A 24,312-nucleotide genomic window follows, 5' to 3' on the forward strand; every position below is an offset into this window, starting at 1 on the left:
CAGCCGCTATTTGACGTCCACCTCGATCCGCTTGTCCTGGTTGGCAAGCTGCCAGGCGTTGTAAAAGATAAGCTGTCCGATACGCGCCATCTTATCGAAATTGATTTTCTCGATGGTGTCGGTATCCCGGTGGTAGTCGGCGTGGGTACCGTTAAAGAAGAAGACGCTGGGGATGCCGCGCTCGGCGAAGTTGTAGTGGTCGCTCCGTTCGTAGAAGTTGTTCGGATCGTCCTTGGCGTTGTACTTGTAGTCGAGCTCAATTTGGGTAAAGTCCCGATTGACCGCTTCGTTGATGTTATGGAGTTCGGTGCTCAGGCGGTTGCTGCCGATTACGTAGATGTAATTGGGATTGCCCTCGTGTTCGGGATCGACCCGGCCAACCATATCGACGTTGATGTCGGCTACCGTGTACTCCAGCGGAAATACCGGGTGGGACGCGTAATACTCGGAACCAAGCAGGCCCTTTTCTTCCCCGCTCACCCAAAGGAAGAGCACACTCCGGCGTGGCCCCATGCCTGCCTTTTGGGCTTCCACGAAGGCTTCGGCTACCTCCAGGACGGTACTGCTGCCGGAACCGTTATCGTCGGCCCCGTTGAAGATGGCATCTCCCCGGCGTCCGATGTGATCGTAGTGGGCGCTGACGACCAGCACCTCGTCGGCGAGCCGGGGATCGGTACCCCGGACGTAGCCGAGGACGTTTTCCCCGATTAGTTCCCGTACGTTTTTCCGTTGGGTCAGCTGAATTGCCGTGGGAACGGCCACCGGCCGGAGTCTCCCATTGCGTTCGATGCGCTTTCGGGCTTTAATCACCTTGCGGTATTCCTTGCCGAGCATTTCCTTGGCTACGGCGGGCGTCACGTAGACGTTATTAGCCTCCTGCCGCTCGGCTTCCGTACGATCCGTCATGCGCATCTGGCCGTCCAGCGTTTCCCGCCTGACGTCCTGCACGTTTTGCTTAAATGCGGGATCGATGACGATGACGGTTTCCACCCCGTGCTGGTAGGCCGATTGTAATTTGCGGCCATCGTCGAGGCTGTATTCGCTCGGGTCCTTGGAGCCGGAGAGCAAAAAATTGCTGTCGCGACCGCGGGGTTCTCCGGCAAAGATGATGATGGTCTTGCCCGCGACGTCGTGACCGCGATAGTCGCTATAGGCCGGGTCATCGATTCCATAACCGAGAAACAGCACTTCGTTCACCGTGACGGTTTCCCGATTCGCATTTTTGCTGGGTGAGCTATAGAATTCCCACAGGTGGCGCAGCGGTTCGCCGTTGAGCCGCATGTCAACCGTATCCCAGTTTTGCCGGCTGAACTTGATGGTCTGGAAGTACCCGGTGTCATTTACTACCGGTGGTATCCCGAGATCTTGCAGCTGGGAAGCCAGGTAGGCCGCCGCCCTTTTCTGGCCGGGTTCGCCGGTTTCCCTGCCCTCCATCTCGTCGGCGGAGAGGATGGTGAGGTGTTCCCGGAGGTCATCCGTTGTGATGGTAGCGGCGAGCTGCCGGGCTTGTTCGTCGGTGGTGGGTAGGGTCGCACGCTCCTGGGCGTTGCCGGTTAGGGAGAGGAGCAGCGCTCCGGCGATCAAAATTCGGATCATGAAGGTCAAATGTAGCGCAGGCCCCACGGGTTGCCGCGCTAAGATAAATTTAACGGTCGGACTTATTCGCCCGACAGCCGGACACGGGTGCCGAAGCGCAGCATGGTATTGTGAATCCGATCCTCCAGCGGGCCACGGCCACCGTCGCTTTCCCGAATGGTCAGCAGACGGCCGACCGTGGGAGAGAAGTAGATGCTCCAGCGGTCGGTGAGCAGGCGCTCCACGCGCACGTTGCCGCTCAGGTACAGGCTGCTGTTCTCCAGCAGGCCGCCCCCCTGGAAGAAACCCTGGGTGGGGTCGAGGATTTCGCTGGTTCCAGCGCTTTCCCGCCCACCAACACCTTTTGCATTCCGGTTGATGATCTCATTAAGGTCTGCCAGGGTGATGTCCGGGGGCAGCTTCACTTGCGAGCCAAGTACCACGTTCATGGCCATGCCCACCCCTGCCGATACCCGCCATTTTTCCGAACGGGAGATTTCCCGCTGGTAACCTAAGGGAATCGATACGGTTTGGTAGGTCAGGCGGCTGTACCGGATCTGGTGCTCCTGCTGGATGCCGCTGGTATCCTCCTCGATTAGCAGGATTTTGGCCGGCACGTACGAACGTTGGCCGTAGATGAGCCCGAACTGGAGCGCGTTATTGCCCTGAACGGCCTCGATAAGCGCTCCGGCGCTAAAGCCGGTAGTGATCTTGTGGTGGGCCTCGATGCCGAGGGCGGCGTTTTCCTGGGTAACTACATCATTCAGGTCGAGAGGGGAAACGAAACCGTTGAGGTAGTACCGAACGGGGTCGTTGCCGAGCACGCCAGAAAGATCCGGCAGGGGGATGAATCGGGGAGACCTTTTCTGCAACGGCTCGATCCCATTAGCAAGGGGTTCAACGACCGATGGGCGCAACCGAACGGATGGCATCGAATTGGCCTGGACAAGCGCGGGAATCGTAGTCGAACCCGGGAGCTGTGGGATGGGTGCCGGTAGCCTTTCGGCAGTTAGCTGTCCTGGGAACAGGTCACTGCCAGTGGTGCCGTCGAGAGTATTCAGTACGGGTGGTGGAGTATCGAAACCGGGCTGAAGCGGAAAGGCGGAAGCATTGACTTCCGCGTAGGGGGAAGCCGATTCACCCGGGCCGAAACGGTGACCGAATCGGGCGTAGAGTAGGAGCAAGCTTAGCAGTAGGGTGGCCTCGGTGATCTTCAGGCAGGTGATCATCTCCCGGCGCCTGCCGATCAACTCCAGGCGGGCGGCGAGCAAGGTCCATCCGGAGACGGTGACCGGCTCGGCCCGCTGTAGCCCGGAAGCTACGACGGCGTCCATGGCTCGCTCGCCGTCGGCTTCCACCGTATTCAGTTTTTCAGCGAAGGCGTTCCAACTACCAGGTGGAGGTGTTGCCGGGGCGAGCCCTCCCAGCTTCTCGGCCACGGCTTCGTCGTGGGCCCGTTCGTCGAGGCGGGCGCTCAACGTCTCCCAGCCACCCGCTGGGGGCGGTGGCAGGCTGGCGATCCGTTGCCGGATCAGTTCGTCAAATGGGTGATTTTCTTGTTTCATTACTAGCGACCCGGGGCGGTAAGCGCCTTTTGGAGCTTGTTTCTCGCCTTTACCAGGTTTGATCTTGAAGTGGAATCAGTAATACTTAAATGCTCGGCAATTTCTTTGTGGCTGTAGCCTTCAATTGCGTAAAGGTTAAAGATGGTTCGATAGGTCGGGGGTAATTGCTGTACTGCGGCCAGAATTTCCCGGGCCGAGCACTGGCTGATCACGTCCGGATTGTCGCTACTGACCTGATAGGCCCGTTCGATATCTTCCGTCCGGCGGCGTACCGACCGCCGGTAGTGATCGATGGCGGTATTCACCGTAATCCGACGCATCCAGGCAAGAAGGGCCGTCCCGCTTTCGTAGCGGCCGATCTTGCCGAAAATCTTGATAAAACTTTCGTGCAACAGGTCCATCGCCTCGTCGTCCGTGCCGCTGTAGCGCTGGCAGATCGCCATCAACGGGCCGTAATGGGTTTCGTACAGGACGCGCTGTGCCTCCCGTTCGCCGCGGCGAAGCGCCGCTACGAAACGTTCTTCATCGTTCTCGAGACAGATTGAGTAGTCCATAAAGAATTACCAGGTAGGCCCGCATTCCACCCTTCAGTATCCGGAAGTGAAAGGTGCCGTGCGGAAATACCGTAAGGTAAACGGTTTTCTCGGGCCGATCGCTGCCGGGAGGTGGTTTTTTTGTCTGCTCGCCACCCTATATTACGGCGATGGGCACGATGGATAGAAGGCAAGGCGCCGCGAACCTGAAATTGCGTAAGAGTTCGGACCTAGTAGGGCTGAAGACCGCCGGAAGTGAACGGCCTCCGGGAGCGGAACGGGAAATCCTGTCCGATCTGGGCGGTTTTTCGGTGGTGCGGCTGGCGGGCGACGTAGAAAGCGGACTCAATGCGCTTCGTCGCGCGTCCTCGGTGGTGGTAGGGTCGCACGTTTACTTCGCCGAGGGCGACAACCGGCCCCTGGTGCCCACCGGCGTGATTTACTGCGAGTTGGCCGACGGGGTAGGGGAGGAAGAAAGTAGCCGGCTCTTCGATCGGTTGGGGCTCGAGGTCGTCGAGCGGCGGGAAGGAGCCACCGTCGTACTGCGGGTTACCGACCGTAGCCGTAACCCCCTCGCCATGAGCCAGGAACTCGAAGGGCTCGCCATGGTAAGGGAAGCGGTGCCGGACCTGGACGTGCCGCTCGAGCAGTATTTCTCGGAACCCCGGGACGGTCTTTTCCCGGAGCAATGGGCCATGGACAACCAGGGACGCATTCCCGGGGTGCCCGACTACCCGACCAAACCCGGGGCCGATGCCGGAGTGCGGGCCGCCTGGCGGAAACTGGACAATCTGGGGGGCTCCGACATCATTATCGCCGTGATTGACAACGGCTTCGAACTCGACCACCCAGACCTATCGGGAAAGAGCGTAGCTCCGCTTACGGTCTCTTCCGGTGCGGCGGGCGTACCGGAGGGGTTGGCCTACGGCACTCACGGTACGCCCTGTGCTAGTTTGGCCCTGGCCCCGGCCAACGGTACCGGTATCGTGGGAGCCGCCCCCAATGCCCGGCTCATGCCCCTTCACGGGCTGACGTATTCCGTCTTTTTGACTGAACGGATGTTCGATCATTGCCGAAATTCGGGAGCGGACATCATCTCCTGTAGTTGGGGAACCATCGACGATCGCTACCGGCCGGGAAAACGGCACGAGCTTGCTATCCGTAAAGCCCTGACCGAGGGTCGGGGCGGCAAGGGCTGCATCGTCCTCTTCGCGGCGGGTAACGAAGGGGCCGCCCGGGTGAACTATTACGGCAAGCTGGAGGGCGTCATTACCGTGGGCGCGTCCACCAGCGGCGATACCCACCCCGCCTATTCCAACCGCGGGGAAGGACTGAGCGTCGTGGCGCCCAGCGACGGTGGCTGGCCCGTACTCGCCGCCCGTTGCAGCTGGGATCCGGGGCAGCGGGAACTTCCCGCCGAGAAGCAATACTATGTCGACGGCCGTGACCGAGGGCCCTACCACAAGCATTTCGGCGGCACTTCGGCGGCAACCCCGCTAGTGGCCGGCATCTGTGCGCTGCTGCTATCCGCCAATCCCGAACTCACCGCCGTGCAGGTAAAGCGGATCCTGGAGCAAACCGCCGACAAGATCGGAAACCGGGCCGGCTACGACAGCCGGGGCTGGAGCCCCCAGTTCGGTTTCGGCCGCGTAAATGCCGGTCGCGCCGTTACCGAAGCGCTCCGCCTTCGGAACGTGGCCCCGGCCCCTGCGCCCCCGCCGCCCCCGGTTGCCGGAACCTACCGCCTGGATGTGGAGCCGGTGCAAACAAAGGGGTTTGGGCTGCAAGTAGGGGCGTACGGCAATTACAATAACGTAGTGGCGACGGTCGCTGCCCTCAAGGCTCGCTTCGGATTGCCCGTAGTCGTGGAAGAGGTCGGCGGGCTGCATAAAATCGTGGTCGGTACTTTTGCAACGGCCGCCGCAGCCCGCTCGCGCATCGAAGAACTGCGGGATGCCGGCTATCGCCCCTTCGTGAAAGATTTATCCACCCTAAGCTAAATGAAACCAATGCGTTTGCTCACCGCGCTGTTAGTGCTTTGCCTTGCCCTTCCCGTCCACTCCCAACTCGGCTGGGTAGCCGAACATCCCGGCACCATCGTGTACGATCTGGACCTTAGCAAGGTGCAGCAGCACGAGCTGGAGATAACCGTCACCTTCCCCGCGGTGCCGATGGGCGTTTTCTACGTCCGCATGCCGCAGTTTAGTCCCGGACGGTACGCCCAACACAACTTCGCGCGGAACGTCTACGATTTGCGGGCGCTCGGAGCCAACGGACAACCCGTTTCAGTGGAGCGCACCGAACCCAATGCCTGGGCAATTACCGGACACGGCGGCAAGGTCACGCTCTCCTATACCCTGTTTGCGAACGGGGGTGACGGTACCTATTCCGGAATCGACGAGCGGAAACTTCACCTCAATATGCCGGCCACCTTTCTCTACGGAGAGAAGCTGAACGACCGCCCCGTGATGCTGCGCCTTCCCGTTGACCAGCGTTCGGAGTGGGAGGTGGCGACCCAGTTGGTCGACCTGGGCTCCCGCCGCTTCGCCGCCCCGAACTATTACTATTTCTACGATTCGCCCACCCTCGTCGGTACGATGATGCGGGATGAATTTACCGTGGCCAGCGGAGAGCGGGTCGACACGATCGAGGTAGTGGTGATGAGCGAAGATAGCCGCGAGGTATTCTCCGATTACGTGGCCTGGGTGGAACGGGTCGTCCGCGCCCAGCAGGAAGTCTTCGGCGAGCTGCCCGCCTACGACTACGGGCGCTACGTGTTTCTCTGCTCCTACAATCCCTGGATCGGGGGCGATGGGATGGAGCACCGGAATTCGACCGTCTGCTCGGCGCCCATCGGGTTGGAAGGCAACCAGCAACGACTCATCGGTACCGTCAGTCACGAATTCTTTCACTGTTGGAACGTGGAGCGCATCCGTCCGGCCAGCCTCGAGCCCTTCCAGTTTGACCACGTGAATATGAGTGGCGAACTTTGGTTCGCCGAGGGGTTCACGAGTTACTACGACGACCTGGCACTCGTCCGGGCCGGTATCCTCGATCCCGCCGAATACGCCAGCGGGCTGGCGGGACAACTGAACTACGTCGTGCAGTCACCGGGGCGGGAGTTCCGTGGCCCGGCCGAGATGAGCCAGTTGGCTCCTTTCGTCGACGCGGCAACCGCCAACGATCCCGATAATTACGCCAATACGTTCGTGAGCTACTACACCTACGGGGCCACCATAGGCCTGGCACTGGACCTGGAGCTGCGGCAACGGGGAACCCAACTCGACGAGGTCATGCGGCTCATGTGGCAACGCTACGGCAAACCGGAAATCCCTTACCACATCCGCGACATTCAATTAGCGGTCGGGAAAGTAGCCGCCGACTCCGCCTGGGCCGCTAGCTGGTTCGATCGGCATATCTACGGCAGCGACCTTCCCGACTACGGGGAATTGTTGGCCCCCTACGGCATCGACGTGCGCCAGGCCAGGCCGGATAGCGCAGGATTTTACGGGCTGCGGCTGCGGGAAGATGCTGGCCGGCTGATTGTCAGCGGGCCAGTCTACGAGCATAGTCCGCTCTTTGCCGCCGGCATCAACCCGGGTACGACCATCCTGGCTTTGGACGGAAAAGAAATCGCCACCCAAGCGGAATGGGACGCCGCGGTTGGCGAATTGCAGATCGGCGAGACCTACACCATTACTTTCGAGCAACTTGGGCGGCAAACCACCGGCTGGTTCGAGGCGGCGGCCAGCCCGGCCTTCCGCTCCGGACTCCGGGAGGGAGCCGAAGCGGAAGCCGTAGCCAGGCGGGCGGAATGGCTCGGTCGCTAGCGCATCGGCTCCTTGTTCTTCACGTGCTCCTCCAGCCACCGATCTTGTTCCCAGAGTAGGTGCAGGATGCTTTCCTTAGCCCGGTAGCCGTGGCTTTCCTTGGGAAGCATAACCAGGCGCACGGTAGCACCCAGTCCCTTAAGCGCGTTGAAGTAGCGTTCGCTCTGTAGGGGATAGGTGCCGCTGTTGTTGTCCGCCTCCCCGTGGATGAGCAGCAAGGGCGTCTTCATTTTTTCCGCGTGCATGAACGGCGACATCGTATTGTAGACGTCGGGTGCCTCCCAGTAATTCCGCTGCTCGCTCTGAAAACCAAAGGGGGTCAGGGTACGGTTGTAGGCCCCGCTGCGGGCGATACCGGCCGCGAAAAGATCGCTGTGACTGAGCAGGTTGGCTACCATGAAGGCGCCGTAGCTGTGCCCGCCGACCGCTACGCGATCCCGGTCGATGTAGCCCATTTCGTCCACGGCGTCGATGGCGGCTTTGGCGTTGGCAACCAGCTGTTCCCGAAAGGAATCGTTCGGCTCCTCATCACCCTCCCCGACGATCGGGAAGGCCGCGTCATCCAGCACGGCGTAACCGCGGGTGACCCAGTAGATCGGCGAACCGTAGTAGGGATACGTAAAGGCGTTGGGGTTGGAGGTGGACTGAGCCGCGCTGGCTTTGTCCTTGAATTCGCGGGGATAGGCCCACAGGATGAGGGGGACCTTTTCCTTAGTCTGACGATCGTACCCGACGGGCAAGTAGAGGGTGCCGTTAAGTTCGAGCCCGTCATCCCGCTGGTAGGTGATGACTTCCTTATGGACGTCCTGCAGGCTTTGGAAGGGATTATTGAAGGCCGTCAGTTGCTGGAGCTCGTCCGCGTCGAGGTTACGGAAATAGTAGTTAGGGTACTCGATCGGGGATTCGATCCGGACCAGCAGGCGCTCGGATTCCGGATCGTAGTCGCTCAGCTCCTCGAGTTTGTCATTGTAGGCGGAAGTGTACAGGTTTTCGGTTTCACCGCTTTCCAGGTCGATCTCGTTGAGGAAGGGAAACTGGCCTTCGGGGGTATATCCGTCGCCGATCAGGTAGGCCACGGCGTCGTCGAGGGCAAGTACCTCGCTGCCGTATTCGTTGCGGGTGGTTACGAAGTTGCCGGGATCGCTGTAATTGTCCTGGTAGTTGAGGTCGAATAATACTCGGGGCGCGGCGTCGCCTTCGGAAGGGTCGAAAGCGTAGACCTTCATATTGCGGGTATCGAACCACCGGTCGTAGGCTACTGCCACGTCGTCGTCGCCCCACAGAATGCCCGCATACCGGTTGGTCGTTTTCAGTAGACTTTCTCCCTCACCGGAAAAGGGCGCTTCGAGCTGGAAGACCTCGTCGCGGTAGGCTGCTTCCCGTTCCGGGTCGCCGCCGTCCAGGGCGCGGACGTACACGAGGGTTGCCGGCCGGTCGGCCCGCCACTGGATGCTGCGCCGCTCGGTGGTGGTCGACATGAATCCCTGGGGCAGTACCTCGATCAGGGGGAGTTCGGCGACGGTCTGAACGGGATCTCCCCCGCGGGTATACACCGTCGTGGTGGTAGGAAAGCGGCTGTAGGGGACAATGTAGGAAAAAGGCCGTTCGATGGTTTCGACCATGACGTATTCGCCGTCGGGGCTGAAGCTGACCCCGTCGTACATCGCCGCCGGGAGGAATTCGGTCGCGTTTCCGTCAAGATCCACGCGATGGACGACCGCGCGGGCGAGCTGCTCGAAGTTGAATTCGTCGTTTGGGTTACTGAGCAGATCCTGGTACGTGCGGTTCTGGGCTTTTTCCCCGTCGGCCACCGAGATGGTCGGGCCGGTGGGTACGGCGCTGGCTACGTCGATGAGCGGTTCCCGGTCATCGGGGAGCATCTTCACCAATAGCGACCGGCCGTCCTCGTCCCAGTTGATTACGTCGCGCATGTTGGCGTTCACCGTAGGGCCGGTAAGCTTGCGCGCCGTCGCCGTTGCTACGTCGGCCAACCAGAGTTCGACCCCATCGTCGGCGGTATGGGTCATGGCGATCAGCCGTTGGTCGGGGGACCAGGTGATATTGGAAAGCCGCGGGTTTTCGGGAAGGCCGGAGAGGGCTTGTTCCGTTCCCGGAGCCGCCGCTACGGATCTCACTTTTACATCGTTGTAGTAGTTGGTGCGGCTGCCGATATTGCGTTTGGGGTCGATGCGTAATCCGCCCAGCCGCAATTCGGTTTCGGACAGGTCGGCGATGGTCTTGTAGGCGTCGCGGTAGAGCAGCACCATGTGCTCGCGCTCGTGATCCATGAGTACCGTGGGGGCGAGCGGGACGTCAACGAGCTCGAGGATCTCTTCGGGCGGTTGTTGGTAGTCGAGGTTCAATTGGGCGTGGACGCAGGAGCAATAGAGGGCCAGGAAAAGGCAAAGCGTACTGGTTTTCATGCCGGAGCAATTTGGTTATCGGGTTAAGATTTCCGTAAGATAACCTGCGATCGGCAATTTTGCCGTAAGCCTGCAAGGAGCAACCCCCATCACCCCTTATTCCGCGTCCCGCAACCGCTCGTAGTGGGCCCGGTGCTTGGCCGCATCGGCGAGTACGCTGAGTCCGCTGTTAAACACCGTAAGGGCCAGCGTACCGAAGCTTACCCAGTGGAGGGTAGGGGCGCCGGATTGCTTGCGGACCGTAGCCGCGCCGATCAGGCTCGCTCCGAAGCCGGTGAGCACGAGGCCGAGCGGGGCCTTCAGCAGCCAGCTTTTGTATTGCATTTCTTTATCGTTGGCGGACATACGCGGAGTAGTTTGTCGCTATAACCGTGGGAATGGCCCGGAAGGTTGGTTTCTCCGCACCCGCGCTCCGGCGCCCGACTAAATTTCTACGATATCCGGCATTTCACCGCGGGCTTCGTAAGCGTTGATGAGTGCCTCCAGCTCGTCGGCGGAGAGGTAATACTTACGCAGTCGCTTTTTGTAGTGTGCCGGCAGGGTAGCGTGGTTGATGAGGTAGCGCTTGGTGGCCAGCACCTGCTCCCCGAAACCGTGGTCTACCGCGATGGAGTCGGCCCGGCGCTCGGCCCGGCGCATGTAGCGCGACCACAGGGCGTACCCCAAGCCGAAGGCAATCATGCCCCGCCAGGGCCGGTGGAGGTAGTCCACGATGTGGCCCAACTCGTGGGCGAACCAGCCCACCACTACCTGTTTGGGTAACTCCCGAACCCTTACGTGTGCGGTCACCTCCAGGTGGCTGCTGAAATCGACCCGATAGTGGCGGGTAGCGCGCCGCAGGACGGCAAAGTTCAGGACCGGTTGGGCGCGCATGGTGCTATACTTGGTGGGCAACCGGCGCAAATAGATCGGGTGCGGTAGCAATTCGGGGTACGCCGCCAGGGTTTCGGCAAACCACTCGCGCAGGTGCTGGCTCTGTACGTTTTGGTAGACGATGCGGTGATTTTGTCGGGGCATACGCGATCAACGATAAACCGCGAGCGAAGTTGGGCGGCGGAAAATTCCGCCTAACCGAACATCGAATATTCCGCAGCGGTTATATCAGCAAAGCAAACCTACGCAATCCCTTGAATGCCAGCTTGCTTGCACCATACTTAACCAAAATACTTTATCATGCTACGTTATGCCCTTATCTTCTTTGTGATCGCGATTGTCGCGGCGCTTCTGGGATTCGGTGGATTTGCCGGCGCTGCTGCGGGCATTGCCAAAATCCTCTTCTACATCTTCCTTGTACTGTTGGTTATCAGCCTGATTTCCGGCCTGTTCAAGCGGGCGTAAGCACACCATTAAATTGATACAACAGGCCGCGTCCGGGGTTACCCGTTCGCGGCCTTTCACATCCCGAGATTACCCTTTATATGAGCATCCTAAACCGCATTTTCCTCTTCGCCTTCACGCTGCTACTGAGCGGTAAGCAGTTGCTTGCCCAGGCGGAAGGCGAGAGCCCCTACAGTTCTTCCACGGTTGACGCGCCTCCGGGGGGAAGCTTTTTTAATACATACGGGGTGGTCATCGTATGCGGGGTCATTTTTATCGGCCTCCTACTTTTTGTATTCCTGCGCGGAAGAACCCGCTCCTGATACTACCTGATCGACCTACCATAATTCTGAAGTTTATATACCATGATTAACCAAACCCAATTCAATACATTAGCCGCCGCCCGCAACGATTACTCGGTCAGCATTTACATTCCTACCTACCGGGTAGGCCGGGCGCAAGAAGACCAAATTCGCTACAAAAACGCCCTGAAAACCGCCGCTGGCAAACTGCAGAAGCGGTATGAACTATCCGAACGGGAAGCCGAGCGGTTTCTCGCGGAAGCCAGAAAACTGGAAGACGACCTCGAATTCTGGCAAAACCAAAGTGACGGCTTGGCCGTGTTCATCGGCGCCAACCGCCTGGAATACTATAGTTGCCCGATCGATTTCGAGCCGATGATCTACGTAGCACCGGAATACTATCTCCGGCCGATCGTTCCCATGCTCGGCGACGCGGATCGCTTTCACCTGCTGGCGCTGAGTCAGGGAGCGGTGAAGTTGTATACGGCCACCCGTTACGCCATTAGTGAGGTGGATACGAAGGGGCTCGTGCCCGTTAATATGGATGCCGCTTTGATGCAGGAGACGCCGGACAACGACCTGTCGCGTGCCGGTGGCCCCGAAGGTGGTCGGGGTAGTAGCCAGCCGATCTATTTCGGCCGGGGCGGAGACCCCAGTTTCGACGTAGAAGATTACAAAGTGTACCTCGATCGCGTAAACGAGGGCGTCAGTGACTACCTCTGCGACGACAAAGCGCCCTTGCTCCTGGGCGGTGCGGAAAAACTCATCCCCATTTATAAGGAGGCTAACAGCTACGCGCACCTGTATACCGACGGGCACGTCTCCGGTAACCTCGAGGAGGTCGCTCCCGGCCTGCTTCACGAAAAGGCATGGGGCGTCATCGGAAAACACTTCGATCGCCAGGCCAACCGCGACCGAAAACTCTACGGTGACAACAAAGTGGAAGGAGCAGCCGGCCACGATCTGGAAACCGTGGTTCCCGCCGCCATCAACGGACGGGTAGCCGCTCTTTGGATGGACCGGAACACCTACGCCTACGGCGCATACCATCAGGAAACCAACGGTATCGAGGTGATGACGGACGAGGACAAAAACGCTACCGAACTCCTCAATCTGTCAGCCGTCAATGCCTTTCTCGCGGGAGCGCGGGTCTACAACGTGGACAAGGCGGATATGCCCGACCCGGCCACCGGTATCTGTGCGATCTATCGCTACGCGGTGGACCAGCAGAACGGTACTAATCAATAAATCAGCCCTATTCAACCCAATAATTATGAAAACGATCATTTATACCCTGGCCCTTGTCGGCGGCACCTTCCTTACTGCTTGCGGCGGGGAACCCCGGGAAGGGGAGATCGATCCGGCCGAGGTAGTGGAAACGTCACCCGATTACGAAGACGGTGACCAAGACGGTGACGGCAAGGTCAGCTTCGAGGAGCAATCGCCCTACAGTGAGATCACGACCCTGACGACCAACTACGCCGAACGCGCGGACTCGCTCCGTCTAACCCGCGATTCCGTAGTCATCGATCCAAAATACACGGACAACGAATACGAGGCGGCTTTCTCGACCTCCACTACCAACCCCCGCAATCAGACGGAGGGTGGCATCACGCCGGGCAACAATCAGAAGAAGCAGTAGCGCCCGAATGTTGCTGAAACGGAAAGGCCCGCCGTCCGAATGGACGACGGGCCTTTTTCGTGGAGCCATCCATCGGACTCGAACCGACGACCTATTCATTACGAATGAATTGCTCTACCAACTGAGCTAGGATGGCGAATGGGCGGCAAAGATATATCTTTGCCGGCGATTATGACAAAGCAAAATTCAGAAATTGCCCGGCGACGCACCTTTGGCATCGTAGCCCACCCCGATGCCGGTAAAACCACCCTGACCGAAAAGCTGCTGCTATTCGGTGGTGCCATCCAGGAGGCCGGGGCGGTCAAGAGCAATAAGATCAAGAAAAGCACGACCTCCGATTTTATGGAGATCGAGCGGCAACGCGGCATTTCGGTAGCTACCTCCGTGATGGCTTTCGACTACGCGGATAAGAAAATTAACATCCTGGACACCCCCGGCCACAAGGATTTTGCCGAAGATACCTACCGTACGCTCACGGCGGTAGACAGCGTGATCGTCGTCATCGACGTAGCCAAGGGAGTTGAGGAGCAGACGGAAAAACTGGTGGAGGTATGCCGTATGCGCAAAACCCCGGTCATCGTCTTCATCAATAAAATGGACCGCCCCGGTAAGGAAGCCTTCGATCTGCTGGATGAGGTGGAGCAGCAGCTGATGCTCAAAGTCGTCCCCCTGAGCTGGCCCATTGGTATGGGCGACCGATTTCAGGGGGTGTATAACCTGTTCGAGGAGCGCATCGTCATTTTCCGGCCGGACAACAAACAGGGGCGCCCGGAGGAAACGATCGAATTCGACGATCTGGAGGATCCCGAACTGGAGAAACTGATCGGAACGCCGGCCGCCCTCGAGCTCCGGGAAGAGGTCGAAATGATCCGCGGGGTCTACCCTAAATTCGACCGGCAAACCTACCTACAGGGTGGGGTAAGCCCGGTATTCTTCGGGTCGGCGGTCAATAATTTCGGCGTGAAGGAACTGCTCGATTGCTTCGTACGAATCGCGCCTTCCCCGCTGCCACGCCCTACGGAGGAGCGGCAGGTAGATCCGAATGAGGAGCAATTTGCCGGTTTCGTATTCAAGATCCACGCGAATATGGATCCGCGCCACCGGGATCGCATCGCCTTTCTCCGCATCTGCTCCGGCACCTTCGAACGGAACACCAACTACCTCCACGTTCGTCAGGGCAGGAAACTCAAGTTTGCGAACCCGACGAGCTTCATGGCCGACCGCAAGGAAATCATCGATGCCGCTTACGCCGGCGACGTGGTCGGTCTGTACGACTCCGGTAATTTCAAGATTGGCGATACGCTAACGGAAGGGGAAGAGCTGCACTTTAAGGGCATACCCAGCTTTAGCCCGGAACAATTCCGACGCGTCCTTAACGGCGATCCGATGAAATCCAAGCAGCTTTCCAAAGGCCTCGATCAGCTGATGGACGAGGGAGTGGCCCAGTTATTTACCCGGGGTGTGGACAACGCCCAGATCATCGGCACCGTAGGCGCGCTTCAGTTCGACGTCATCCAGTATCGATTGGAACACGAGTACGGAGCAACGGCACTCTACGAACCGATCAACCTACACAAAGCCCTATGGGTCTCCTGCCCGGATGACGTTGCCCTGGACGCCTTTACGGAGCGGCGCCGGCAACAGATTGCCACCGACAAGGACGGGAAGCTGGTGTACCTCGCCGAGAGTGCCTGGACCCTCCAGATGGTGCGGGAGAGCCATCCGGAAATCGTCTTCCACCAAACTTCCGAGTTTTAGGGACGAGGCAATCGCCGGTTGGATCCCATCCGGAAAAAAAGTTTCGTTGGTAGATACTATCCGGCGATGGTAGGCCGTTAAGATTTTGTTAAACGGGCTTTAAGCGGTATTTCAGTTGGATAGCTCGCCAACCCTATCTACCTTCGTATTGTATTCTGTCCGTAACCCGAGCGGGTTACGCTGTTTGGGCTCCGCCGCCGAGCCATACCAACGCGGCTTTCCAGTAAGCAACACAAGACTTTAGCTTCACACGATCCCCTTCCCGGGATCTGCAATCGTCTCACGAGCAAGTCTCTTTTATGCTAAAGAAATCATTTCTCTTCCTCCTTTCCGTAGGCGCCGCTCTCTTTATGAGCACTACCGAATTCGACATTTCCCGCTACGTCAACGGTGAGTATTCCACGGCATCCGCCTTCTTCGTCCCGGTTAACCTGGAGACGAGAAAAACCGAAAAAGTCACCATTCCCGCTGAAGTTATTCCTGAAATCCCCGAGACCGAAGCCGCTCCGGCCGCCGTCAGCTTGCGGGATTTTGAAAACAAAAGCTTCGAGGCCGAGCTCAAAGCCGCCATCCTCGCCAACCCTACCTGGGCAAAACTGTACCGCAACAAAAAGCTATCCGTCGGGCTGGTCGATCTTCGCGACGAAAATAACCCCCGCTTCGCCACGCTTAACGGCAAGCACATGATGTACGCCGCCAGCTTACCCAAGATAGCGGTGCTGGCCGCCGCCCACGATGCCATCGAACGTGGGGAACTGAAAGAGACCAGTGAGATCAAGGCCGATATGCGTCTGATGATCGCCAAATCCAACAACGCCGCCACCACCCGCATGATCGACCGGATCGGCTTCGAGCACATCGAGCGTACCATGCGGGATCCCCGTCACGCCCTCTACGATCCCAATTTCGGCGGCGGCCTCTGGGTCGGTAAGCGCTACGCAGCTGGCGGTCGACGCTACCCCGATCCCATGAAGGGAATCAGCCACGCCGCTACTACCGACCAAATTTGCCGGTATTTCTTCCTGCTTGCCAACGGCCGGCTGGTCAGCCAACAAAGCAGCGAGAAAATGATGAGCTACCTCGTCGATCCCGAACTCCACCACAAATTCGTGAATACGCTCGATCGGGTTGCCCCCCGAGCCAAGGTGTATCGCAAGTCAGGTTCCTGGAGCGTATACCACGCCGACTGCGCACTCGTTCAGGACTCCGAGCGCAACTACATCATGACCGCACTGGTGGAAGATCCCGCCGGCGAACAGATCATCCGGGAGCTCGGTGAAGTCATGGACAAGCTCGCTAAAGGATAGATCACCTCCCACGATACCACTAAAAGCCCCTTATCGGACCGGTAAGGGGCTTTTTCTATTCCGGCAAGCCGCCTTCCTGTTTGGCACACTCACGGCAGAAACCGGATACCGTCGCATTGAAATTCACGGAGCGGTAACCCGTCGGCAGCCGAACCACTACCTCCTGCTCCATGCACTCCACCCGTTCACAGGAAAGGCAGCGGAAATGGAGGTGCTCGTGGTGGTGATCATCTCCTCGACACTCGGCGCACAGGGCAAAATATTGCACGCCGTCGGTAGCTACCACGCGATGGACTACCCCGTCTTCCCACAACCGCTTCAGGGTGCGGTAAATCGTGGCCCGATTGACGGATTCGCCGAGCCGGCGTTCCAACATCTCGTGGCTGAATGCCGTCGAGGCGGATTCGAATTCGGATAATATGGCGGTACGGGCGGCGGTATTGCGACGGGACATGATCTAATTATTGCGACTTAGTTGCATTTGTAAAGATAGCCATTATCTTTGGGGCAACAAACACCCCAACTAAAGCCATAAGCTATGCTACGTATTCTCTTATTTCTATGTGTCCTCACCGTTTTTGCCTGCGGTAATGACGACGATCCCATCATTCCGAACGAGGAAGAGATCATTACCGACCTGGTGTATGTGCTTACGCCGGCCGATTCCGGATCGATGGTGACCATGACGTTCTCGGATCCGGATGGCGACGGAGCGCAGGAGGCGCAAATCACCGTGAGCGACTCGCTGATGGCCAACACTACCTATTCCGGCGTCCTGGCACTGACCAACGCTTCCGATCCCGCTAACCCGGAAAACATCACCGCCGAAATCCTGGATGAAGATGAAGAGCATCAGTTCTTCTTCGTTCCCGGTGGAGGGCTCAATGCCACCCTTGCCTACGGGGATCAGGATAGCGATGGCAATCCAGTTGGAATCATTACGGAGGTGCAAACGGGAAGTGCTTCCGACGGTACGCTGCGGATTATTCTTCGCCACGAGCCCGATAAAAGCTCCGGAGCCACTATTTCCGACCCTACCGGTGCGGGCGGAGAAACCGACATTGAGGTTACCTTTCCGGTAACGATTACTAACTGATCCCGTATTGCGCTTTATTACGCTGCTATCCTGTCTGCTGCTGCTCCCCGGCATCGTACGGTCGCAAGCCTGTTCCGGCACCGTGACCGGCGTGATAACGGACGAGCACGAAACCGAACGACTCGCTTTCGCTTCCATCTACCTGGTGGAGGCGGAGCGGGGCGTACAGGCGGACGAAAACGGGCGATTTTCCATTAGCGATGTCTGCCCCGGGCCCTTAACGCTTCGGTTCAGTCACATCGGTTGCGATCCCCGACAAATCGCTTTCACGTTTACGGGGGACACCTCCCTGCAGGTCTATCTGCACCACCACGATAATTATACCGAAACCGTAACGGTCAACAGCAGTACCGCCAGGCTACCGTACGAAGAGCGCCTGGATCGCCAGGCGGACCGACAGTTGAGCACGGTTCTCGAAGGTATCGCCGGGGTTAGCAGCCTGCGGACGGGCGCTACCGCCTCGAAGCCGGTTTTCGATGGGTTGTACGGCAATCGCCTCAGCATCCAGAATAACGGCATCGCCCAATCCGGCCAGCAGTGGGGGAACGATCACGCTCCGGAGATCGATCCCTGGGTGGCCGCTTACGTGCGGGTGGTGGAAGGGGTGGACGCCCTGCGTTACGGGGGGAGCACCTTGGGGCCTACCGTCCTGATCGAACCCTCCCCATTGACCTCCCGGACGGAGGGTGGCGGTAAAGTTGCTTACGGACTTCGGAGCAACGGTTGGGGGCATACCCTCAACGCCCGGATCACCGATTCAGCCGCCGTGGCCTACCGCGTAAGCGGCACCGTAAAGTTTGCCGGAGATTTGCGCGCGCCGGATTATTACCTGACTAATACCGGACGCCGCGAGGGCAATCTGGCGGTTCAGGTCGCGAAGTTTCTTTCTCCCGCCTGGACCATTCGGGGCTACTACAGCCTGTTCAATGCGGAGATCGGTGTGCTCCGCGGTTCCCACGTCGGAAACCTGAGCGATCTGACCGAGGCGATCGGTCGGGACGTCCCCTTCTTCACCGAACCGGATTTCGACTACGTGATCGCAGCGCCACGGCAACGCGTCAGCCATCACCTGCTGAAGGCAGAAGCAAATTACGCGCCCTCCGACCGGGAGTCGTTCACGCTGCGCTACGGAGGACAGCTTGACAATCGCCAGGAGTTCGATGTTCGACGCGGATCGGACGACCAGGCGGCACTGGAATTGCTGCAGTTCAATCACCTCGTGGAAGGAATCTACTCCCGGGAATTGGGTGCCGTCAGCCACCTGGAGGCGGGCGTGCAATTCGAACGAACCGACAATGCCAATCAGCCGGGCACCGGTATCCTTCCCCTGATCCCGGACTACAACGCCACCCGCGGGGGAGCCTTTCTTACCTACCACCACAAGCCGGAACGGTTTCGCTACCACGCCGGATTGCGGTTCGACCACCAATTCTACGAGGCCATCACCATCACGCGGGAACGTCCGCTCCGAATAGCGCGCTTCGAGCACCGCTATAACAGTATAGGTGCCAGCGGCGGAGCGAGTTGGCGCATCAGTCGGGTATTGAGTATCGATTCCGAACTTACCTACCGCCAGCGTCCCCCGCAGATCAATGAGCTCTACAGCCAGGGGTTGCACCAGGGGGTAAGCGGCATCGAGGAGGGCGACCCCGCTCTGGGGCCCGAACGATCGGTAAAGAGCAGCCTGGGGGTACGCTACGGAAGCCGAAACGGTCAACTTACCCTCAACGGCAGCGCCTTCTACCAGCCGGTCGATAATTTCATCAATCTGGTTCCCCAGGAAGAATTCCGCCTGACGATCCGCGGCGCGTTTCCCGTGTTCCGCTATAGTAGCGTCGATGCCTTGCTCTGGGGCGGTAAATTCAGCCTACTGGCGGAAATCGGAAAGCTGGTCGTGGATAGCCGGATCGCTTACGTACGGGGGACGGACCGCGACGACGAGCTGCCCCTGGTCTACATTCCTCCGCTCAACTGGCGTACTACCCTCGGCTATCCGGTGGGGGAGCGCTTCGACCTGTCGGGAACCGTGCAGTGGGTAGCCCGCCAGGATCACCTGTTGCCAAGCCAGGATTTTTTGCCCCCACCTCCTGCCTATACCCTGTTTAGCCTACGGCTATCGAAACGATGGGAGTGGAAAGGTAAAAACCTTACCACCGAGATAGAAGCAGAGAACCTGCTCAACGAAGCTTACCGCGATTACCTCGACCGCCAACGCTACTACGCCGATAGTCCGGGCAGGAGCCTGAATATTCGTCTTACGTATAGTTGGTAGAATTTATAAAAAGTCGTACTTTTGCGGACTGATTCAACTCCATCCTCGCGGCGGAGTAACGGAAAATAAAATTTAAGTATCCATGGCACACCATAAGTCAGCCAAAAAGCGCATTCGTCAGGACGAGCGGAAGCGCCTGCACAACCGCTATTACAAAAAGTCCGCCCGTACGGCAATCCGCAAACTGCGTGACCTGGAAGATCGGAGCGAAGCGGAAAAGCAGCTCCCCCGTTTGTTTAGTATGATCGACCGGCTAGCGAAGCGGAACCTTTGGCACCAGAATAAAGCGGCTAACCTGAAATCGGGTCTGGCCCAGCACGTCAACGGTCTCGGATAGTTCTTCCGCGATGATTCTCACGATTCCGCCGCAAAAAAAGCCCCGTTACGCTGGTCGTAACGGGGCTTTTTCGTGTTGGAGAAGGGGGTAAGCGGGTTATCGCCTGCGTCGGTTGCGGCTACCCCGGTTCCGGCTGCTACTGCTCCGGTTGCTGTTGCTGCTACTATTGCCGCTGCTCTTTTTCTTTTTCTTCTTGCGACGACCGGATCCGTTGTCCTGCGAAGGTTGGTTGCCGGTAGGTTCACCGATTTTGGCATCCTTAGGCAGCACAAGCACTTTATCGCTTAGTTCGTAGAGGTCCTTGCGGATCATGTCCTCGTTATAAAACTTACCATCCCGCCAGTCGGTGAGCGCTACTTTCATGTAATAGGCGGCAGTATAGGTAACCAGGTCCCGCTCTGGGCCGTCCTCCATTTTCTTACCTTCCTCGATAATACGGAGCACGTTCTTGCCGTAATGCAGCATGCGCTTGTTCGTATCGGGGTAGGGCAGTGGCTCGGGAGTTTTCCCTTCCGCATCCGGTGTGGCGTTAATTCCGTCCGGAATGATTACGTTCAGCTCGCCGCCGGCAATTCGGAAAGCATGCTTCCACAGGCGTTCCTCGTAGTTTTCCTGCTGCTTGACACTGGGTTGCATCTGCAGCATGAGTTTGAGCACACGCTCTACGTAGGATTGCCGATCGTCGGCGTTCTCGATTTCGTTGGCTTTCTGCAGCAATTCCTGGACGTTTCGTCCGTATTCACTGTAGATCAACTCGTCTTTGCTGGTGTTGTAGGCTATGTCCCACTCCATCGGGTAATACTTTTATTAACGTGTTTGTTTGGTTGCGGCCGCTCGCCCTGGCTTACTCTACGGTTACCGATTTGGCGAGGTTACGGGGCTGGTCGACGTTACGTCCCAGCTCCACCGCAATGTGGTAGCTAAGTAGCTGCAGCGGAATGACGGAAAGCAGCGGCGAGAGTTGTTCTTCCGTAGCAGGAATTTCTATAACGTGATGAGCCATGGAACTGATGGCCGTTTCTCCTTTCGGAACGACGGCGATCACGACCCCTTTACGGGCCAATACCTCTTGCACGTTGCTGATAATCTTTTCGTAGGCCGACTGGTTGGTTGCCGTGACGATGACCGGCATGGTCTCGTCGATTAGCGCGATCGGGCCGTGCTTCATTTCCGCGGCAGGATAGCCTTCCGCGTGAATGTAGCTGATTTCCTTAAGCTTCAGCGCACCTTCCAGGGCCACGGGGAAGTTGTAGCCACGGCCCAGGTACAGCGCGTTGTGGTGGTGCTTGATCTCCTTGGCGATGTAGCGGATATGCTCGTCGGCCTTCAGGCACTCTTTCACTTTCTCCGGAATGCTTTCCAGCTCGGTGACCAGGGTCTGGAAGGTCGTATTGCTGACCGTGCTCAACTTCTGGGCCATGCTGAGGGCCAACAGTGTCAGTACGGTAACTTGTCCGGTAAATGCTTTGGTACTGGCAACGCCGATTTCCGGGCCGGCGTGGATGTAGCTTCCCGCGTCCGTCAGTCGCGCGATGCTGCTGCCTACGGAATTGACGATGCCATAGATCATGGCACCTTTCTGTTTGGCTAACTCCAGAGCCGCCAGGGTGTCGGCCGTTTCTCCGCTCTGGCTAAGTGCGATGACGATATCCCGTTCGTTGAGGATGGGATTGCGGTAACGGAATTCGCTCGCGTATTCAACTTCGACCGGAATCCGGGCGAGGTCCTCAATAAGATACTCGCCGATCAGGCCGGAATGATAGCTCGTGCCACAGGCAACGATGATGATCCGGTTCGCCCGGACGAAGCGGTTGGCGTACTCTTCCAGTCCCCGCAGGGTGACCCGGTTTTCCTTGCTGCTGATGCGGCCGCGCATCGCGTCGAAAATAGTGGTCGGCTGCTCGTAAATCTCCTTGAGCATGAAGTGCTCGTACCCGTTCTTTTCCAGCGCCTCGATCTGCATATCCAGTTCCTGGATGAAAGGCGGCTGCGATTCGTTTTCGGTATTCTTGATTTCAAGCCCTTTCTCCAGGGTAATGGTAGCGATCTGGTTGTCGTCGAGATAGACTACGCGGCGGGTGCTGTCGAGAAAAGGGGAGGCATCCGAGCCGATAAAGTATTCCCCTTCGCCGATGCCTACGACGAGCGGACTTGCCTTGCGGGCTCCCACCAGTACGGAAGGGTTGCGGCTGTCGACCACCGCGATCGCGTAAGCTCCCTCTACCCGCATCAATGCGAGGCGAACGGCTTCTTCCAGGGCGAGGTCGCCTTCATCCTGGATCTCCTCGATGAGGTGTACCAGTACCTCGGTATCCGTTTCGCTTTCGAAGCGGTGCCCCTCGGCGATGAGGGCATTCTTTAACACCGCATAATTTTCAATGATCCCGTTGTGCACCAGCGCCAGGCGTCCGTTGCCTCCGGTATGGGGGTGGGCATTGACGTCATTCGGTTCCCCGTGGGTGGCCCAACGGGTATGACCTATCCCGACCATGCCGGTAGTATTGTTGTTCGCAATTTCCTCCCGGAGCGCGGCGACTTTGCCCTTCTTTTTCCAGATAGAAAGCGAATCGCTCAGAATGGCAATACCGGCGCTGTCGTAGCCCCGGTATTCGAGCCGTTCAAGCCCTTTAATGATTAAAGCATCGGCTTGGCGGTGGCCGATATATCCAACAATTCCGCACATAGCATGGAGAAATTAAAAAGTAGGGGATTAGGTGAGGACAGTATTAGGGATCGTAGCTGGTATTTCGTCGATAACGACCGCAGCCATGGCACTTTGGAGCTACCGGCGAAGGTAGGAAGCAATAGCCTACCGCCGGTAAGTCACCGCGTGTTCATTGGATAGAACGTACGTTTTAAGTCAAAGTTGCCATTAACTAGTTCAACTCGGTGAACGTGACGCGGATGCGCGCCGGATCGGTGCCCGCCTGGGGTCCGTTAAGCAGCACCCGCGCGGCATCTTTAGCCGCTACGGGTTCGAATAGGCCGGTGGCAGTGGATCCATAATCGGCGGCGTCCAGGGGATATACCCGCAAGTACAAGCGGGGGGGAGCCTGTCCGTCGATAATGCGTTGCATTTGCAAACTGAAGGACACCTCGTAACGGTAAGCGTCACCTTCCGACTGTAAATTCCCGTCGAGGAAGAAGTTGGCATTGGCCGTCAAGGCATTCGGTGCGGCACCGGTACGGATCAATTCGATCTTATCCTGAATCGCGATCAGGGGGGCGGTGTTGCTAGGGCGATAAAACAACTCTAGACGTTCGGGGAGCGGGTATTTACCATAATTAACGCCTTCCACGTCAGCTACCGGAATCTCCAGTACGGCCCGGTTGATAATCGTTCCTTCCCATTCGCTGAGGTCCCCGAAGTTGATCTCCGTCATTAGGCTCCCCTCCCCGGCCAGGCTGATCAATTCGTTGTCCGCCGCTGAATCCAGCAGGGGGGCTACCAAGGCGTTGGCATAATCGTAGCGGTAGTTGGGAATAGCTAGCGGCACCGAAATACGGTAGAATTTAGGCTGGCCCACGGAATCAGTGTAGTATACGTTCAGCCCGGAATACGGTGTGACGTTGGAGGGTTCCTGCGGCTGGAAGTTGACCAGCCCTTCGGAAGGATCCGTAGGTGCCAGGTAAATGCCGGGAAAGGCCATTTGAAAGGTGGAGTCCGAACGATAGACGTCCGCACTCAGGTTCTGCAGCCGGGTGCCCAGCGCATCGGTGAGCCGGATACGGGCGTGGGGTTGGCTCCCCGCATTACTGAAGTTCGCGGTATCCCGCACGAAGGTTGGCGTGAGGCTCACGTTGAAGGTCGAAGCGTAGCCAAGATCTTGCGGTAGGGTCTCCGGCTCGAAGGAGGAATAGTAATTCGATCCGGCGATGCGCAGCGGTTCGGCCAGCTCCAGCGCCCGGTAGGGGAAGGTGCGGCCCGGTCCGTAGATCCCGGCGAAGGTATCGATGGGAAGGAGGAGGACCACCGAGTCGATCGTCGTGTTCTGCCGGGTGACGAACTCCGGAATCACGGTCAGCTCGGTAGAGGTGCGCGGGAGACGCGGGGTAAGGTAAACGCTATGATTGGTGTATCCGAAGGTAGGTTCGTCGATGCGCCCGAAGGAAAATCCGGGGCCCTGCACGTACCGGGAGGAGCCTCCGGAAGTACCGTTGATGATCAACAGGCTGTCTTCTCCGACCACGCGGGTAGTGAAGGGAATAGCGGTTGTTTCCCCGACCCCGGTGCGGTCCTCTTCCAACAGGTCGGATCCAACCGTTATCGGATCGGTACAGGCACCCAGCAGGAATAGGGCTAGCAGGGCGATAAATAGTTTCATATGGTTCTTTATGTATGCGATAAAAACAAC

Annotated in this window: 21 protein-coding genes and 1 tRNA gene; 11 read left to right on the forward strand and 11 right to left on the reverse strand. The window is 58.3% G+C overall.

Annotated features, from left to right (window positions below):
• Positions 1-6: 6 nt before the first annotated feature.
• The 3 genes from CLV84_RS14110 to CLV84_RS14120 all read right to left on the reverse strand — a co-directional run bounded on the left by CLV84_RS14110 (position 7) and on the right by CLV84_RS14120 (position 3,694).
• The gene (locus CLV84_RS14110; RefSeq protein ID WP_104421191.1) at positions 7-1,596 is read right to left on the reverse strand and encodes a M28 family peptidase; all 1,590 of its coding nucleotides are present in this window, start codon (positions 1,594-1,596) and stop codon (positions 7-9) included.
• Between the two features lie 62 nt (positions 1,597-1,658).
• A complete protein-coding gene (locus CLV84_RS14115; RefSeq protein WP_104420426.1) occupies positions 1,659-3,140 on the reverse strand; it encodes a hypothetical protein in 1,482 nt (493 codons plus the stop codon).
• Between the two features lie 2 nt (positions 3,141-3,142).
• Complete coding sequence (locus tag CLV84_RS14120; protein WP_104420427.1) at positions 3,143-3,694, reverse strand: RNA polymerase sigma factor; 552 nt, start codon at positions 3,692-3,694, stop codon at positions 3,143-3,145.
• Positions 3,695-3,885: 191 nt separating this feature from the next.
• On the opposite strand from CLV84_RS14120, the gene CLV84_RS14125 reads away from it, so the two are divergent.
• Together CLV84_RS14125 and CLV84_RS14130 are read left to right on the forward strand one after the other, a co-directional pair.
• A complete protein-coding gene (locus CLV84_RS14125) occupies positions 3,886-5,673 on the forward strand; it encodes a S8 family serine peptidase (protein ID WP_170067712.1) in 1,788 nt (595 codons plus the stop codon).
• Positions 5,674-7,503, forward strand: a complete 1,830-nt coding sequence (locus CLV84_RS14130) for a M61 family metallopeptidase (protein ID WP_245911518.1) — start codon at positions 5,674-5,676, stop codon at positions 7,501-7,503.
• Here the strand turns inward: CLV84_RS14130 and CLV84_RS14135 are convergent.
• From CLV84_RS14135 to CLV84_RS14145, 3 genes are all read right to left on the reverse strand, one after another.
• Positions 7,500-9,926: a S9 family peptidase gene (locus CLV84_RS14135; protein WP_104420430.1), complete on the reverse strand. Its 2,427-nt coding sequence runs from the start codon at positions 9,924-9,926 to the stop codon at positions 7,500-7,502. The two genes, CLV84_RS14130 and CLV84_RS14135, sit on opposite strands and share 4 nt — an antisense overlap.
• A 96-nt stretch (positions 9,927-10,022) precedes the next feature.
• A complete protein-coding gene (locus tag CLV84_RS14140) occupies positions 10,023-10,271 on the reverse strand; it encodes a hypothetical protein (RefSeq protein ID WP_104420431.1) in 249 nt (82 codons plus the stop codon).
• Positions 10,272-10,349: 78 nt separating this feature from the next.
• Positions 10,350-10,943 (reverse strand): M48 family metalloprotease, encoded by a 594-nt coding sequence (locus CLV84_RS14145; RefSeq protein WP_104420432.1) that lies wholly within the window; start codon positions 10,941-10,943, stop codon positions 10,350-10,352.
• A gap of 156 nt (positions 10,944-11,099) precedes the next feature.
• Here CLV84_RS14145 and CLV84_RS14150 point away from each other — a divergent pair, with 156 nt between their 5' ends.
• The 4 genes from CLV84_RS14150 to CLV84_RS14165 all read left to right on the forward strand — a co-directional run bounded on the left by CLV84_RS14150 (position 11,100) and on the right by CLV84_RS14165 (position 13,187).
• Positions 11,100-11,264, forward strand: a complete 165-nt coding sequence (locus CLV84_RS14150; RefSeq protein WP_104420433.1) for a DUF1328 domain-containing protein — start codon at positions 11,100-11,102, stop codon at positions 11,262-11,264.
• A gap of 80 nt (positions 11,265-11,344) precedes the next feature.
• Positions 11,345-11,566: a hypothetical protein gene (locus CLV84_RS14155; RefSeq protein ID WP_104420434.1), complete on the forward strand. Its 222-nt coding sequence runs from the start codon at positions 11,345-11,347 to the stop codon at positions 11,564-11,566.
• 42 nt (positions 11,567-11,608) lie between these two features.
• Complete coding sequence (locus CLV84_RS14160) at positions 11,609-12,793, forward strand: baeRF3 domain-containing protein (RefSeq protein ID WP_104420435.1); 1,185 nt, start codon at positions 11,609-11,611, stop codon at positions 12,791-12,793.
• Positions 12,794-12,818: 25 nt separating this feature from the next.
• Positions 12,819-13,187 (forward strand): hypothetical protein, encoded by a 369-nt coding sequence (locus CLV84_RS14165; RefSeq protein ID WP_104420436.1) that lies wholly within the window; start codon positions 12,819-12,821, stop codon positions 13,185-13,187.
• Between the two features lie 60 nt (positions 13,188-13,247).
• Here CLV84_RS14165 and CLV84_RS14170 read toward each other — a convergent pair.
• Positions 13,248-13,323, reverse strand: a tRNA-Thr gene (locus CLV84_RS14170).
• 35 nt (positions 13,324-13,358) lie between these two features.
• Here CLV84_RS14170 and CLV84_RS14175 point away from each other — a divergent pair.
• Complete coding sequence (locus CLV84_RS14175) at positions 13,359-14,945, forward strand: peptide chain release factor 3 (protein ID WP_211295257.1); 1,587 nt, start codon at positions 13,359-13,361, stop codon at positions 14,943-14,945.
• A 299-nt stretch (positions 14,946-15,244) separates the two neighbouring features.
• Positions 15,245-16,252: a serine hydrolase gene (locus CLV84_RS14180; RefSeq protein ID WP_245911519.1), complete on the forward strand. Its 1,008-nt coding sequence runs from the start codon at positions 15,245-15,247 to the stop codon at positions 16,250-16,252.
• A gap of 55 nt (positions 16,253-16,307) precedes the next feature.
• Here the strand turns inward: CLV84_RS14180 and CLV84_RS14185 are convergent, their stop codons facing one another.
• Complete coding sequence (locus CLV84_RS14185; protein WP_104420437.1) at positions 16,308-16,706, reverse strand: Fur family transcriptional regulator; 399 nt, start codon at positions 16,704-16,706, stop codon at positions 16,308-16,310.
• Positions 16,707-16,790: 84 nt separating this feature from the next.
• Between CLV84_RS14185 and CLV84_RS14190 the strand changes: the two genes are divergently transcribed.
• From CLV84_RS14190 to rpsT, 3 genes are all read left to right on the forward strand, one after another.
• Entirely contained in the window at positions 16,791-17,348 is a 558-nt protein-coding gene (locus CLV84_RS14190) for a type 1 periplasmic binding fold superfamily protein (protein ID WP_104420438.1), read from the forward strand.
• 7 nt (positions 17,349-17,355) lie between these two features.
• Positions 17,356-19,620, forward strand: coding sequence for a TonB-dependent receptor (locus CLV84_RS14195; RefSeq protein ID WP_104420439.1), 2,265 nt, complete (start codon positions 17,356-17,358; stop codon positions 19,618-19,620).
• 82 nt (positions 19,621-19,702) lie between these two features.
• The gene (gene rpsT, locus CLV84_RS14200; protein WP_104420440.1) at positions 19,703-19,957 is read left to right on the forward strand and encodes a 30S ribosomal protein S20; all 255 of its coding nucleotides are present in this window, start codon (positions 19,703-19,705) and stop codon (positions 19,955-19,957) included.
• 96 nt (positions 19,958-20,053) lie between these two features.
• On the opposite strand, the gene CLV84_RS14205 is transcribed toward rpsT, so the two are convergent.
• The 3 genes from CLV84_RS14205 to CLV84_RS14215 form a co-directional block, all read right to left on the reverse strand.
• A complete protein-coding gene (locus tag CLV84_RS14205; protein ID WP_104420441.1) occupies positions 20,054-20,749 on the reverse strand; it encodes a DUF4290 domain-containing protein in 696 nt (231 codons plus the stop codon).
• A gap of 52 nt (positions 20,750-20,801) precedes the next feature.
• Positions 20,802-22,640, reverse strand: coding sequence for a glutamine--fructose-6-phosphate transaminase (isomerizing) (gene glmS / locus CLV84_RS14210; protein WP_104420442.1), 1,839 nt, complete (start codon positions 22,638-22,640; stop codon positions 20,802-20,804).
• 193 nt (positions 22,641-22,833) lie between these two features.
• Positions 22,834-24,282, reverse strand: coding sequence for a DUF4270 family protein (locus CLV84_RS14215; protein ID WP_104420443.1), 1,449 nt, complete (start codon positions 24,280-24,282; stop codon positions 22,834-22,836).
• Positions 24,283-24,312: the final 30 nt, after the last annotated feature.

Source organism: Neolewinella xylanilytica, assembly GCF_002934605.1.
In the GTDB taxonomy this organism is placed as follows: Bacteria; Bacteroidota; Bacteroidia; order Chitinophagales; family Saprospiraceae; genus Neolewinella; species Neolewinella xylanilytica.